The organism is Mesorhizobium sp. M1312 (genome assembly GCF_040318115.1).
Taxonomy (GTDB): Bacteria; Pseudomonadota; Alphaproteobacteria; order Rhizobiales; family Rhizobiaceae; genus Mesorhizobium.
The window spans coordinates 42411-56626 of record NZ_JAMYLQ010000027.1; the positions used below are offsets into that span (position 1 = coordinate 42411).

The following is a 14216-nucleotide window of genomic DNA, read 5'->3' on the forward strand; positions in this document are numbered from 1 at the left end:
TCGCCTGTTCGCCGACTCGGCGCGATTTGTTGGATTGACTAAACAGTTAAGGCCAAACAGCGGATCTCAGAACCGCAGCCGGGCCATGCTCAGGAGGTCGTGGTACTGCCCGTCGGTAAAACCGGCCTTCGCATGCCGGCCTTCGACCTCAAAGCCGTGGCTTGTGTAGAGACGGACGGCCGGTTCGTTGTCGGCATACACAGTCAATTCGACCCGCTTCAGGGCGCGCCAGTTGTCGGCCACGTCAAGCAGCGCGCCAAGTATGGCAGAGCCGATACCCTTACCGACAAAGGCATCGTCAAGGCCGATATTGATCTCGCCGATATGCGAACGGCGCGGCGAACCCTGCACGACCAGGCTGCCATGGCCGACGACCTTGCCGTCCAACTCGGCAACGATCCAGGTGGTTTCCTGGCCGGACTTGGCGATGCGCCGCTCCACCTGCTCCACCATCTCGAAAGGCATCCTCAGCGTGCCCCAGCGGAAGCCCGGCATGTTGAAGATAGCGCAAAGCGCCTCCGCATCGCTTAGCCGGACGGACCGGAGCTGCGGCTGGATTTTCTCCGAGGATGGCGAGGTCGTGCTGGTCATGGCGTTCCCGGCGAAGGCAATCGGCCCGGCACGATGCACCGGACGTCACCCGAAAATCCAGCCGTCTCTGCAACCTATAATGCCGATTGCGAGCTAAAATACCGGGAGGCGGCGTAGAGTTTGAAGACGCCGCTGATGCCGATCCAGCCGAAAAGGGCGAGCCAGCACAATGTCCCGGTCGCCGTCCAGTCGATCCGGTGCACCGCAGCGTCGGTGATGACGACGCCAAGGATGGCAAGCAGGCCAATCAGAAACTGGGCCAAGCCGAGCACCAGCAGTTCCTCGCGCGGCGCGCTTCTCCAGGCGAGATATATACCGCCCGGATGGCGCTGTAGACCTGAGCGTGGAAGGCATCGATCGGCCATGGCCAGATGCTGCCGAATGTCAGGGGAAACAGCAACAGTCCGACGCCATAGAGCCCAAGGATCGCCAATTCCACCGGCATGTAGCCGCGCCATGCGGGGTTTCAGGTCACGCATTCTGCAGAAGGACGGGCCCTGGCCCGCCACAGGAACAGCCCGGATACCGCGACCGAAGCGAGATAGACCAAAAACCAGAGCCAGGGCGCTTTGCGCTCGAAGTTGAAATAGCTGAGATTGATGAACGAAGCCACCGAGGCGATGGCGGTGAAAATGAAGGCCATGACGAGCACGAGCCTGCCGGGCGACCAGCGATTCCAGACCAGCAGCGCCGCCATCACGACCATTTCGGCGGTGTAGAAGCCGCCGAGGAAGCGGGCATTGAACGGCGTGACGGCCAAGGCCAGCGCGGCTTGACCAGCACAGGCGCGAAAACAGGCCGGCGCCTACGATCAGGACGATGATGACCACGACAGAGAAGGCGCAGGGCCGCGGGAAATGGCGCAGGGCCGCGGGAAATGGCGGGTTGTCGGATGCCGGCATGGGAGAAAGGCCCAAAGATGAATGCCTCATGGACCATTATAGTGCCGCTTGTGGCCGGTGAAAATCCGCCGAATGGAAATTGAACTGTCATCAGGCTTGTCCATTCGGATGGCCGTACGGCCCGTTTCGAAGTAAGATGGAGCACTGGGACCAAAGACCGGTCCGGCCAAGACGCCTTGGGGTGCATTTTCCGGAGCCTGCATGATGAACGAAGCTCAGGATCTGTTCTCACTTCTGCGGCAATCGACCGATGTCGATTCGCAGGCAATCGACGCAATCAAGCGAACCATCGAAGAGGGCAAGGACCACGAACTTTGCCGCATCAACGTGCCAGCCTTCGCCAGCAAGCATGGCCTCGATGAGGAACGCGCCATAAGCGCCTTTCTCCATGCGGCGCGGGTGGGCATCTTTGATATTTCCTGGAATGTTCTGTGCCCCGGCTGTGGCGGCGTGCTCGACACAAACGCCACGCTGAAAACCATGCAGAAGGACGAATACACCTGCGCATTGTGCTCCCAGGGCTATTCGCCGACCCTCGACGAGATGGTCGAGGTGACATTCACCGTCAGTCCCCGCGTGCGCAGGATTGCCGCCCACAATCCACACGAACTGCCGTTGGTGGAATATTACCGACAGATCTACTGGGCGTCCGGCGCCGATCTGCCGGACGAGGATTTGGCCCAAAAGATGGAAGCGTTCTCGCTGGAGGATATCGAGCTTGCGCCCGGTGAAAAGGCGGTTCTGCACATACAGCTTCCGCCCCAATTCGTCATCGTCTTCGAGCCGGTCACCCATTCAGCCCAGTTCATCGACGCGAAGGGCGAACCAGCAAAAGAGCGGCGAAGCCTCTCCTTGGTCTTCGACCGCGACCATGTCCAGAGCCAGACGCTGGAAATGCAACCCGGCCCGCTGCGTATTTCGCTGGAAAACAGGACCGACACCCGCGTGCTGCCGACGGTCTTCATCGCCTGCCCGGTATTGCATGATTTCCTGGGCAAACGCCGGCCCTTCCTGACCGCCAAGCGCCTGCTCACCAACCAGACGTTTCGCGATCTCTATCGCACGGATACGCTCGACATCGACCAGCGCCTGAAGATCACCAGCCTGACCTTCCTGTTCACCGACCTGCGCGGATCGACCGAGCTCTACGAGCGGGTGGGCGACCTTTCAGCCTTCGATCTCGTGCGCGAGCATTTCCAGGTTCTGCATGAGATCGTCGCGGCGGAGGCAGGCGCGGTGGTGAAGACGATCGGTGATGCGGTGATGGCAACCTTCGCGACGCCTGATCGTGCGATTGCCGCGGCCCTCAGAATGCGCGATGCCATGCGTGAGCTCAACGACAAGAGCGGGCGCGAGGATCTGCTGCTCAAGATCGGAGTCCATGCCGGCCCCTGCATCGCCGTGTCTATGAACGAGCGACAGGACTATTTCGGCCAGACGGTCAACATTGCTTCGCGGGTCCAGAACCTTGCCAACACACGGGCGATCTTCGCCACTCGTGCGGTGGTCGACGACAATCTCACCGCCGATCTGTTGCACAGGAACGCGCTGACGCCCGTGCCCCACGAGGTCTCGCTGCGCGGCATTGAGCGGGAGATAGCAGTCTATACGATCCCCTGAAAACTTGGCCCCTGAAGGGTCGTCTCGTCCCACTCAGACGCGTCTGGAGACAAAATACCGACCGGGGGGCACCGAAGGCGGCGGCGGGAGGGGTTGCAACAGCGGGTGATCGAGCGACGTGCCGCTGACCGCGATGCCACCGACGCGAAGCAGGCGCGCGATCAGATCGGGAAGCCAGGTAGAGGTCACTGCATCGCGATCGTCATAGCCGGTGCCGATGTCGGCATGGACAAGAGCCGCGTCGATTCCAATGAACCTCTTCGCCGTCTCGCGTATTTCGCCGAGCACGAGGTTTTCAGCTTCGGGAATTGAGCTGGCGTGTGCGCCAACTTCGCGGTCGAACACCACGATCCGGCGTCCGGGAAGGCGCTCGCGCAGATGGTGGAACGTCCTGCCATTGCCGAGGCCGAGCTCGAGCACCAGCCCTTCCATCTTCGCCACCTCGGGGCAAACTTGATCGAGAATGTCGCGCTGTGCGGTCATCCTGCCGATGAAATTCTCGAGGCGAGTCATATGCGTTTGTGTGTCCTGAACCAGCTCAAAGATCGGCAATGCCCGCGACCAGAAACGGTTCACGGGTGAAACCGAGGGCGACGTATTAAACCCCGATCGCGTCTCGCCACGTATAGAGGCGAACGATGAACGCTGCAATAACCGGACAGGTCGCCGACAAGGATCATACCGGGTGGAGTCGGCGGCCCGGCGCGCGGCGGAATAGTGATCTCACTTGTAGGGGTCGGCGGCGTCCCGCAGGCCGTCGCCGAGGAAGTTGAACGCCAAGATGACGAGAATGACGGGGAGCATCGGCAAAAGCAGCCATGGATAGAACGCGATGACGCTGACGCTGCGCGCCTCGGTGAGGAGGATGCCCCAGCTGGTTATCGGCGCCCTCAGGCCGAGCCCCAGGAAGCTCAGCGCCGTCTCGCCCAGGATCATGCCGGGTATGGAGATCGTCGCCGTCGCGATCAGATGCGACATGAAGCCGGGAATGAGATGCCGCCCGATGATGCGGCTGCTTCTGGCGCCCATCAATTGCGCGGCCAGAACGTAATCCTCCTCTCGCAAGGCTAGAAGCTTTGAACGCACGGCCCGCGCCAATCCGGTCCAGTCGAGCAGCCCGAGGATGACGGTGATGCCGAAATAGATCAGGATCGGACTCCAGGTTATCGGCATGATCGCCGCCAGAGCCAGCCATAGCGGAATGCTGGGGATCGATTGCAGAACTTCGATTATCCGTTGAACGATCAAGTCGAAGATACCGCCGTGATAGCCGGCCAGTCCGCCGATGACAATGCCGAGCAGGAAGCTGAAACTGATGCCGACGAGGCCTATCGTCAGTGAAATGCGTGCGCCATAGATGATGCGCGAGAGCACATCGCGCCCCAGCCTGTCAGTGCCGGCTAGAAAGAGCTGGCCGTTTTCGGCAGGGCAGACAAAATGCCTGTCACCTTCGATCAGGCCCCAGAACTGATAACTGTCGCCCTTGCAGAAGAAACGGATCCGCTGAACATCATCCTGATTCTCGATGTAGTTCCGCTTGAGCGTGTCCATATCCAGCGTCATCTGGCGGCCATAGACGAACGGCCCGACGAGCTGGCCGTTGTGGAACAGGTGCACCCGCTGCGGCGGCGAATAGATGTAGTCCATGTTGCGCGTGTGCAGATTGTAGGGCGCCAGGAACTCGCAGATCAGTATCCCGAAATAAAGCGCTGCCAGGAATATGCCGGATATAACGGCAAGCCGGTGCATCCGGAATTTCCACCACATCAGCCGTAACTGCGACGCCTGAAAGACCTTCGACTGCTCCGGCGTCATCGCTTCGACCGACTGCAGGTCAATGGGCGCGGTGGAGACGTAGTGTTGCAGAGGAGCACCCGGAGCGGGCAGCGGCGAATGCGTGCTCATTTGGTGCTTCCGCCTTGCAAACGAATTCGTGGATCAAGCAGCGCCAGCGCCAGGTCGGAAATCAGGACACCGATGACCGTCAGGAAGGCGAGGAACATCAGGAACGACCCTGCCAGATACATGTCCTGGCTTTGCAGCGCCTTGATCAGCATCGGCCCGGTCGTTTCCAAAGACAGCACGATCGCCGTGATTTCGGCGCCGGAGATGATGGCCGGCAGGATAGAGCCGATGTCGGAAATGAAGAAATTGAGCGCCATGCGCAGCGGATATTTGACCAGCGCCTTGAACGGATGAAGTCCTTTGGCGCGCGCGGTCACGACATATTGCTTGTGTAGCTCATCGAGAAGGTTGGCGCGCAGCCGCCGGATCATGCTTGCCGTGCCCCCGGTGCCGATGATCAAGACCGGAATCCAGAGATGGGCGAGGATCGACTTCGCCTTGGCCCAGCTCATCGGCTCGCCGAGATATTGCTGGTCCATGAGATGGCCGATGGATGTGCCGAACCAGATGTTGGCGAAATACATCAGGATCAGCGCCAGCATGAAGTTCGGAATGGCAAGGCCGAGAAGGCCGAAGAAAGTCAGGCCGTAGTCGCCCCAGCTGTATTGATGCGTGGCGGAGTACATGCCGATCGGAAAGGCGATGAGCCAGGTGAAGATGATCGTGACGAAGGAAACCAGCACGGTCAGCCACATTCGGTCCCCGACGACGTCGCGAACCGGCATCTCATATTCGAAGGAATAGCCGAAATCGCCGTGCAGCATCCCCCCGACCCAGTAGAAGTAGCGAATGACCGGTGGCTGGTCGAAACCATAGTCCTTGCGCATCATCTCGATGCGATCGGAATCCACCGCTTCGCCCTGAGCCCGAAGCTCAGCAACATAGCTGTCGAAATAGTCGCCTGGGGGAAGTTCGATGATCGCGAACACCAGTGCCGATATGACCAGCAGCGTTGGAACCATCACGGCGATGCGCCAGACAAAATATCGAAGCACGCTCAGGACTCTCCAAGCCAGAATGTATCCGGCATGTAGACACCGAAATAGGCGGTCGGGTCGTAGCCGTAGAGCGCCTCGTCAGGCAGATTGCGCAGCCGCGAGGACGCCAGAACCGGCTGATGCGTTCCGTTCACCGTGCCGATCGAAAACACCTGATCGGTGTAGATCGACAGCATTGAATTCCAGATTTCGGCGCGCTCCGTGGCTTCGGTCGATGCGTTCCAGCGCTTGAGTAAAGCCATCAGCTCGACCACAGGCGGAAGATCGGGCGCCTCACCGACCTTGCCATGAGACAGGTAGTGAGCACCCCAGAGCGGCCATTGCAGCTGGTCGTCGATGGTGGGAGCCAGCTGGTACGGGTTCATGTCGGCGGTCGGCACGCCATTGTCGATGCCCGACCACATCGACATCATGATCTGGCCGCCAAGCGCGCGGCTGCGGAAGATATCGCGCTGCGAAGTCCGGATGAACAGGGCGATCCCGATCTTGCGCCAGTGATCGGTGATGAGTTCGAGCGCGTCGGTTTCCAGCGTGCTTTCGCCGGCCGTTTCCACTATGATCTGCGCAGGGCGTCCATCGGGAAGTATCCGCAGGCCGTCATCGTCACGCGTCTGAAGCCCGACCTCGTCGAGCAGGGCATTGGCCTGGTCGGGATCATGGGCGACCCAGGCTTTCGCGAATTCCGGCCGGTAGAGCGGGCTCTCCGGCAGGACCGTATCGGCACTTTCCTGCGCCAATCCGTAGAACACGGCCAAATTGATCTCGCGCCTGTCCACAGCGAGCGAAAGGGCGCGGCGCACGCGCACGTCACGAAGAAGGCCACGCCACACCTGGTCGGAACAATTCAGATTGGGCAGCAGCGCCAGCCGCGAACCCTGTGTGCGTTTCCAGAGATGCATCTTCACCGGGTAGCGCTTCTCCGCGTCCTTCAGGAAGGAGTAATCGCTGAAGTCAATTCCCATGCTTTGCAGGTCGCTCTCGCCGGCACCGGCCTTGGCGGAGATGATCGCCGACGAGCTGACATTCATGACGATCCGGTCAACATAGGGCAGTTGCCGGCCATTCTCGTCTATTCGATGAAAGAACGGGTTGCGCTCGAAGACGAATTGCTCGGCCGGCGGCTTGGTCCGGTTCCGCCAGGGATCGAGCGTCGGCAGTTCCGGGTTCTCCGGGCGATACTGCCGCGACATGCGGATATGCAGGAGCGTCCATTTCTTGGCCCGGTTCTCCTTCATTAGGCCGGCGAGCCGGAATGGATCCTGGTATTTCTTGTGGAACTGCTTGAGATAGGCGGCCGGCAGAACAAGCGATAGCGGCGAAGCAGCAGCAAGCTTGGGCAGGAAGTCGGGATTGGGCGCATCCCAACTATAGCGGACCGTCGACGGATCGACGGTCTCGAAGCGTGGCGGCTTGCCGTCCGCCAGCAGGGCGGGGGCAAGCCCGCCTTGCGACAGCTCATCGTTCAGCCAGACATCTTCCCAGCAATAGCGAAAATCCTCCGGCGTCAGCAGGCTACCGTCAGACCATTTATGCCCTTCCCGAATCTTGAAAGTGAAGACGCGATCATCCGCTACGTCGAAACTTTCGAGAATGTCGGGTTGCAAGTTAAGCTTTTCGTCATAGCCGACCAGGCGAGCATACCCGTAGATCGTCATCATCCGGATATCTTTCTGGCTGCCGATGATCGTGCGCAGCGTGCCGCCATACTGGCCGGGCTGCCGGCCCATCGCGGCGAGGTTCAACGCGCGCGGACTCTTGGGCAAGCGTTCGGTGAGTGCCGGCAGCGCCCTGGCCTTCAGCTGCGGCTGAAGAAATTCCGGCTCCAGATCGCCGGCGCGCGACGTGCCCGGCAGAAATGCCGAAGCCATAAGGCCAAGGACGGTGCGCCGGGTGATCAATGGCGTAACTCGCTGACATCGGCCGTACGCCGGGCCAGCACGAGGTGGCCGCCGCCAAGTTCGAGCGGCGACAGCATATCCTCGTCGCCCTCGTCGCGGAATTGCGGTCCCCATGCGCTGGTGTCGGAACCGCCGCTGACCTTCAGCGTCTTGAAATCCATTAGCCTGTCGAGATCGGGGAAAGGTACTGCGGCGACCAGTGAGCGCGTGTAGGGGTGGACCGGTTTCCTAAGCAGAATTTCGCGCGGCGCGAGCTCGACGATACGCCCGCCGCACATCACCGCGATGCGGTCTGCCATGTAGTCCACCACCGCCAGGTTGTGGGATATGAACAGGTAGGTCAGGCCCAGTTCTTTCTGCAGGTCCTTCAGAAGGTTCAGTATCTGCGCCTGGACAGAGACATCGAGTGCCGAAACCGGCTCGTCGCAGATCAGGAGTTCAGGCCCCAGCGCCAACGCGCGCGCGATGCCGATACGCTGACGCTGCCCGCCGGAGAAACTGTGCGGATAACGCTTGATGAAGCGCGGATCGAGCCCGATTGCCTGCATCAGGCTCTTGACCGTGGCGAGTCGGGACGCGGCATTGCCACGCTGATGGATTTCCAGCGGCTCGCTCAAAATGTTCTCCACCGTCATGCGAGGTGAAAGCGACGAAACCGGATCCTGGAAGACCATCTGGATTTTCGCGCGCAGCATGCGCAGGGCGTTTCCCTCGGCTTCCAAGACGTCGATCGGTCCATCGCGGCCGTTGAAGATCACAGAGCCGCCGCTAGGGGTGACAGCCCGCATGAGGATCTTGCTGACAGTGGTTTTACCGGAGCCGCTTTCGCCGACCAGACCCAGGCACTCACCCCGCCTGATATCGAAGCTCACGCTGTCCACGGCGCGAACAGAGGTTTGATGATCCCCGCCGAACCATCCGGACTTGCGGGTGGTGAAGGTCTTTTTCAGATCCCTGACCGACAGCAGGATGTCGTCCGGCCCCTTCGATGCCGGCGCCGTCTGCTTGCCGAGCAGGTTCTCGACATTCACTGGCACCTCGCGGAGCGCTTTTAGCCTTTCGCCAGGCTTCAGATCGAAATGCGGAACGGCTGCCATAAGGCCCTTCAGGTAAGGGTGACCTGGCCGGCGGAATATCGCCTCGACAGGTCCCGCTTCCATGATCTCGCCATGGTAGATGACCACCACCTCGTCGGCGACATTGGCGACCACCCCAAGGTCGTGCGTGATCAGCAGCATCGCCATGTTCAGCTTGGTCTGAAGCTCGCGTAGCAATTGCAGGATTTGCGCCTGGATGGTGACGTCCAGCGCCGTCGTCGGCTCGTCGGCGATCAACAAGGCGGGCCGGCAGATAAGCGCCATCGCGATCATGGCGCGTTGACGCAATCCTCCCGAAAGTTCAAAGGGATACATGTCATAGGCGCGCTTGGGATTGGGAAAGCCGACAAGGCCGAGCATTTCCTCGGTCCGCGCCTTGCGCTCCGCCCGAGCCATGGGCGTATGAATCTGCAGGGATTCGCTGACCTGGTTGCCGATCGTGTGCAGCGGCGACAGCGATGTCATCGGCTCCTGAAAGATCTTGCCGATCCGGCTGCCTCTCAACGCCCGGATCTCGGGTCCGTCACGCGGCATCTGCAGGATATCCTGCGTCGTGCCTGGCTTTTCAGGATCGGAAAACAGGATACGGCCGCGAACATGGGCCGTGTTCGGCAAAATGCCCATCACTGCCTGGCTGATAACCGATTTTCCGGAACCGGACTCGCCCACAAGCGCGGTAACCTTGCCGGGCAGGACGCGAAGATTTGCACGCCTGACGGCATGCAACGGTCCCCCGATAATGGCAAAAGAGATGCCAACATCCTCGATCCGCAGCAGATCAACACCCGAATTCATTCTCACACCAGCCCCACTCTGGCAGCCTGCCGGGCGGCAGACCAGAAAGCGAGACTAGCGCATTGCCAGCCTAGAGCAACTTGGATTCGAATCGGTCGCCAGTTCCCTGGCGGAACCGGCGACCCGACTGCATACCAAAGGCGTTCGGATCATCGTGGCGGTTACTGGAGCTTTCTCGGGTCGCCCGCCGACAGCCGCGCGGCATCGCGATGAAGCAGCATGACCTGTTCGGCGTCCGATATTCGGTCGTAAATCGGCTCCAGCGCACCGTCCTCATCGAGTGCGAGAGCACCCGACAGATCGGGTGAAAGCACCGTCAGCTTCTGCTTGATGCCCGCCAGTTCCTCGTTGCCGAGCGTCAGCCAGCTGTTGGCGCCGCAATAGCTGGCGAAGTCTTTGCTGGCGAGAACGCTGTGCGGATATTTCTTGGTCAGGGTCTGGAGGCGCTGGACCTCGTTTACAGCCGAGCCGAAGACAGAGAATGTGAGCCGGTCTGTAAGCCCGACATTGCCGAACATGACATTGCCGACATGCAGGCCGATGCCAAAGTTTATGTCGCCCAACCCCTGCTCCTTTCTGCGCAGATTGAGATCTATCATGCGCGCTGTGGCCTTGTGCGCTGCCGCAAGAGCAGCCCGGCAGGCGATCTCGGACTGCGAGCGGTGCCTTTCGCAAGGGTAGACGGCAATGAAGCCATCGCCCAGGAAACTCATGATCTGCCCGCCTCCGCGATTGAAAGGTGCAGCAATGGCATCGAAAAACTGGTTCAGCGTATCGATGTAGATTTCGCGGCCGGAAGTTTCGGCAAGCCTTGTCGACCCGCGCATATCCGCCATGACCAGTGCAGCCCGGATTGTATCGCCCTCGCCGCGCTTGATCTGGCCGTCCAGCACGCGCCTGCCGGCGTCGCCGCCGAGATAAGTGGTCATCATGTTGTCGGCCAGCTTGGTGAGCACCGCCATCTTGGTTGCGATAGCGAGATGGTTCTGGATGCGCAGCAGCGCTGAAATCATGCTGTCGCTGAAGCCTGAAGCACTGTCGGTGGACCAGGACCCCATCATGCCCTGGCTGGTATTGCCGTTGAAGGGATGGACGAAAGCCATGTAATCGGTCACGCCCATAAGCCTGAATTCATCGAAAACAGGAAATTCCGATGGGACCGACGGGTCGAGCCGGCGCCGCAGATGGTCGAGCTTGTTGCTGAGCAGATGGTAGTATGGGCTGGTCAGGAATCTGTCAGAATGAACGCCGTCCTCTTTGCGGAAGCCTTCCACTTCCATGCCCTGGCCGCGAAGCCAAGTGAAGCCAAGCGCGTCATAAAGCGGATGAAGCATCGAAAAGCTCAAATGCACCCGCTTCAGCGGCAGGCCCGCAGCAGCCAGCCGTTCACAAAAGCCTTTTACCAATGTTTCCAGGTCGTTGCCCGCCAGTGCCGATTGGGTCAGCCAATCGGCAACCCTATCCATGAGAATGGTAGAAATTTCTGCTTGCGCTGTGCTCATGCTATCTTGAGACCCGTCGAAGACGAGCCATTCTCCTTTGATCCGCCACAACACGGTCCACTAACGACCCAGAGATAAGACCCTCGAAGTCAATAATGCCGCTTCGGCGGCAAAAGCCGGCGAAGGGGCATTATGTGGCGAGGCTGCCGGCGGAGTGCAATCATGATCCTGACATCAGGTAAAAAATCGCCGGCTGAGACGCGGTCAGGCCTTCACCACCGTTTCTCGGGCCAGCCCGAGGCGGCCAAAAACATTGCGTGTGTCGACGATCAGAAGAGCGTGATCAGCGATCGCCTGATAGTCGATAGCGTCGTGGTCGGTTGCGACGACGACAGCGTCGAAATCCTTCAAGGCCGCCTCGGTCAATTCGACCGAGCGACGCCCCTTGATCGCCATATGCTCGCGTGTGGCCGGGATCTCGATGACATGCGGATCGTGGAATTCCGCCTTGCCGCCCCATTCCTCGATGAGTTCAATGAGCCGCAATGAGGGGCTTTCGCGGATGTCGGGCACATTCTTCTTATAGGCCAGCCCGATGATGAGAATGCGCGAGCGGCTGAGCGCCTTGCCGCAGCGCCGGTCCAGCGCCTTCGCCAGTTCATCGACCACATGACGCGGCATGGCCGTGTTGATCTCTGCCGCCAGTTCGATGAAGCGGGTCGGCAGTTCGTATTCGCGCGCCTTCCACGTCAGGTAGAAGGGATCGATCGGAACGCAGTGCCCGCCAAGTCCGGGGCCAGGATAGAAAGGCATGTAGCCGAAGGGCTTGCTCTTTGCCGCCTCGATCACCTCCCAGATGTCGATGCCCATCGCACCGAGCACGACCTTCAACTCGTTGACCAGGGCTATGTTGACCGAGCGGAAGATGTTTTCCGTCAGCTTGACCGCCTCGGCGGTCGCCGTGGTGGAAACCGGAACGACGGTCTTGACCACGCCCTGGTAGAAAGCCTGCACCAGCGTCGCCGATTCAATGCCGTCGCCTGCCACGACCTTGGGGATCGTCGCGACTTCAAAGCTGCGGTTGCCGGGATCCTCGCGTTCGGGCGAGTAGCCGAGGAAGAAGTCTATCTTCGACTGCAAGCCGGTTTCTTCCAGTATGGGCTTGATCACGTCGTCGGTGGTGCCGGGATAGGTGGTCGATTCCAGCACGATCAGCTGGCCGGAACGCAGATGCTTCGCGATGGTGCCTGCCGTGTTCCTGACAAAGGAGAGGTCCGGCTCACGGTTTTTCGTCAGCGGTGTCGGGACGCAGACGATGATGACATCGCAGACGGCCAGTTCGGCAAAATCCGCAGTGGCGCGGAACCGTCCGCTCGCCACCTGGCCGGCAAGGGCTGTCGACGTCACCGCCTCAATGTAGGATTGGCCGTTGTTCAGGCTCTCGACCTTCTGGGCTTCGATGTCGAAGCCGGAAACCGGAAAGCCGGCGCGTGCGATCGCAACCGCCAGCGGCAATCCGACATAGCCCAGTCCGATCACGCCGACTTGCGCGGCGCGCGTCGAAATCCGGGTCAGAAGACGGTCATATGCCGATCGTGAGGCGTCCAAAAATCTGCTTTCCGTCAATTCCGACAGGCCGTCCGCTCCCATGGCGAGGCTCACCTAGTTCCCCAAGAACCCGAGGCATATTGCGGAAAATCGATTTCCGCAAGCCGTCGTCAGGCCGGCACCTTCGCCTTCAGGCTTGCGGCGGCCATCGCATAGCCGCCGGCCGCGCCGTCGATGAAATGAACGTGATCGCGCTGCAGCGGCGAGGCGACCAGGCATGTCATCAAGGCCGATTTCTGGCGGTGCAGGCCATAGTTGCAGATGCCCGCCTCTTCCGCCTGTTTCAGCCGATTCTCGATCCGTTGGAACACATCCGCGTCAACGTCGATAGTCATCTTCAAACCGTCGTCGAACTTCCGGAAATCCGAATTGCTGGCCACGTCGCGTTTGTAGACCTTCGGATCGAAACTGCCGATCGTCCAGCCATATCTATCGGTGACAGCCGTAAGCGTCATCAGAAACAATATCCACAGCTTCGACAGCCATCGCCGTCCTACCGGCGCCATGGCGCGCGCCTCGATATCGAGGCCGGCGGGCGGAAAACTGTAGCGCGGCCCGTTCACCGGCACCGGGTGGCCATCGCGTTCCTGCCTGCCGGCAAGGGCGATGATGTCGGAAGCCAGAAACTGAAAACCGCGCAAGTCGCGCGACGCCCCCGGTATGGCTATGATCGAGACGATTTCGCCATGCCGGGCTTCGATCGGGTTCCAGCGGCAGGAGAGGCCGGTCAGATCCGGCCGCGCGCCAGCTGGCGCAGGATCGATGCGGTAGCGCCCCGCTTTCATCTCAGCTTCCGCCCAACTGCCGCCACCGCCGGCGAACATAGCATAGAAGACCGCTTCAGAGGCCCGGAACCTCGCCACGCGAACGTCGAGGCCTTGCGCTCTAATATCCTTTATCGGCACGATAGCGGCACGCAAGGTCAGATCCAGTTCGTCCGCCACCCATCTCTGGACAGCCGCCAGCGCGTTGCGGGTGATCTCCAGCGCCGAGCCAGGAAACGCCACGAGCGCGCCGTCGCCGCCGAAGATAAAGGGAAGATCTTGCCGACCCAGCGCATTGAGCAGCGCCGAAATGACGCTGGCGCCGGCCATATTGACGGTTTTATAGTGCCCCGCCTCAATCGCCTTGGTCGAGCCGACGATGTCTGCGGTGGCCAGCGCCCAGCCATCCGGGAGAGGCCGATAGTTATCGATATCGGCAACGCTTTCGAACTTTGCGAAGACCGGCAAAGAAGCGACAAACGGGTCGGACGCGGCAGCTTTTTCCATGAGCATCAGATAGCACATTCCACTGCTTGAGGGTGAAGTCGATCATGCTTCGAAATTGACTTGCGCAGGGTTTCCGATGATAGGGTCCG

Annotated in this window: 12 protein-coding genes; 1 reads left to right on the forward strand and 11 read right to left on the reverse strand. The window is 60.5% G+C overall.

Annotated elements, in window-relative coordinates:
* Positions 1-66 precede the first annotated feature (66 nt).
* From NKH36_RS25905 to NKH36_RS25915, 3 genes are all read right to left on the reverse strand, one after another.
* Positions 67-591, reverse strand: coding sequence for a GNAT family N-acetyltransferase (locus NKH36_RS25905; protein ID WP_352959987.1), 525 nt, complete (start codon positions 589-591; stop codon positions 67-69).
* A gap of 74 nt (positions 592-665) precedes the next feature.
* Positions 666-956, reverse strand: a complete 291-nt coding sequence (locus tag NKH36_RS25910) for a hypothetical protein (protein WP_352959985.1) — start codon at positions 954-956, stop codon at positions 666-668.
* 101 nt (positions 957-1057) lie between these two features.
* On the reverse strand, positions 1058-1351 hold the full coding sequence (locus tag NKH36_RS25915; protein WP_352959983.1) for a hypothetical protein: 294 nt from the start codon (positions 1349-1351) through the stop codon (positions 1058-1060).
* 346 nt (positions 1352-1697) lie between these two features.
* On the opposite strand from NKH36_RS25915, the gene NKH36_RS25920 reads away from it, so the two are divergent.
* The gene (locus NKH36_RS25920; protein ID WP_352960061.1) at positions 1698-3113 is read left to right on the forward strand and encodes an adenylate/guanylate cyclase domain-containing protein; all 1416 of its coding nucleotides are present in this window, start codon (positions 1698-1700) and stop codon (positions 3111-3113) included.
* Positions 3114-3146: 33 nt separating this feature from the next.
* Here the strand turns inward: NKH36_RS25920 and NKH36_RS25925 are convergent, their stop codons facing one another.
* The 8 genes from NKH36_RS25925 to NKH36_RS25960 all read right to left on the reverse strand — a co-directional run bounded on the left by NKH36_RS25925 (position 3147) and on the right by NKH36_RS25960 (position 14145).
* Positions 3147-3626 (reverse strand): class I SAM-dependent methyltransferase, encoded by a 480-nt coding sequence (locus tag NKH36_RS25925; protein WP_352959981.1) that lies wholly within the window; start codon positions 3624-3626, stop codon positions 3147-3149.
* A 210-nt stretch (positions 3627-3836) separates the two neighbouring features.
* Positions 3837-5018 carry an ABC transporter permease gene (locus tag NKH36_RS25930; RefSeq protein WP_352959979.1) on the reverse strand — a complete coding sequence of 394 codons (1182 nt, stop codon included), beginning with the start codon at positions 5016-5018 and terminating at the stop codon, positions 3837-3839.
* Positions 5015-6013, reverse strand: coding sequence for an ABC transporter permease (locus NKH36_RS25935; protein ID WP_352959977.1), 999 nt, complete (start codon positions 6011-6013; stop codon positions 5015-5017). The genes NKH36_RS25930 and NKH36_RS25935 overlap by 4 nt, the downstream gene beginning before the upstream one ends.
* A 2-nt stretch (positions 6014-6015) precedes the next feature.
* Positions 6016-7914 (reverse strand): ABC transporter substrate-binding protein, encoded by a 1899-nt coding sequence (locus tag NKH36_RS25940; RefSeq protein ID WP_352959975.1) that lies wholly within the window; start codon positions 7912-7914, stop codon positions 6016-6018.
* A complete protein-coding gene (locus tag NKH36_RS25945; RefSeq protein WP_352959973.1) occupies positions 7911-9806 on the reverse strand; it encodes an ABC transporter ATP-binding protein in 1896 nt (631 codons plus the stop codon). The genes NKH36_RS25940 and NKH36_RS25945 overlap by 4 nt, the downstream gene beginning before the upstream one ends.
* A 161-nt stretch (positions 9807-9967) precedes the next feature.
* Positions 9968-11308: an adenylate/guanylate cyclase domain-containing protein gene (locus tag NKH36_RS25950; RefSeq protein WP_352959972.1), complete on the reverse strand. Its 1341-nt coding sequence runs from the start codon at positions 11306-11308 to the stop codon at positions 9968-9970.
* Positions 11309-11512: 204 nt separating this feature from the next.
* Positions 11513-12856, reverse strand: a complete 1344-nt coding sequence (locus NKH36_RS25955) for a nucleotide sugar dehydrogenase (protein ID WP_352960059.1) — start codon at positions 12854-12856, stop codon at positions 11513-11515.
* A 110-nt stretch (positions 12857-12966) separates the two neighbouring features.
* On the reverse strand, positions 12967-14145 hold the full coding sequence (locus NKH36_RS25960) for a DUF3095 domain-containing protein (protein ID WP_352959970.1): 1179 nt from the start codon (positions 14143-14145) through the stop codon (positions 12967-12969).
* Positions 14146-14216: the final 71 nt, after the last annotated feature.

Excerpts from the sequence above, each read along its gene's own strand:
- NKH36_RS25945 (WP_352959973.1), bottom strand. The coding sequence starts at position 9,806 with ATGAATTCGGGTGTTGATCTGCTGCGGATCGAGGATGTTGGCATCTCT.
- NKH36_RS25905 (WP_352959987.1), bottom strand. The coding sequence starts at position 591 with ATGACCAGCACGACCTCGCCATCCTCGGAGAAAATCCAGCCGCAGCTC.
- NKH36_RS25920 (WP_352960061.1), top strand. The coding sequence starts at position 1,698 with ATGAACGAAGCTCAGGATCTGTTCTCACTTCTGCGGCAATCGACCGAT.
- NKH36_RS25910 (WP_352959985.1), bottom strand. The coding sequence starts at position 956 with ATGGCCGATCGATGCCTTCCACGCTCAGGTCTACAGCGCCATCCGGGC.
- NKH36_RS25930 (WP_352959979.1), bottom strand. The coding sequence starts at position 5,018 with ATGAGCACGCATTCGCCGCTGCCCGCTCCGGGTGCTCCTCTGCAACAC.
- NKH36_RS25960 (WP_352959970.1), bottom strand. The coding sequence starts at position 14,145 with ATGTGCTATCTGATGCTCATGGAAAAAGCTGCCGCGTCCGACCCGTTT.
- NKH36_RS25950 (WP_352959972.1), bottom strand. The coding sequence starts at position 11,308 with ATGAGCACAGCGCAAGCAGAAATTTCTACCATTCTCATGGATAGGGTT.
- NKH36_RS25925 (WP_352959981.1), bottom strand. The coding sequence starts at position 3,626 with ATGACTCGCCTCGAGAATTTCATCGGCAGGATGACCGCACAGCGCGAC.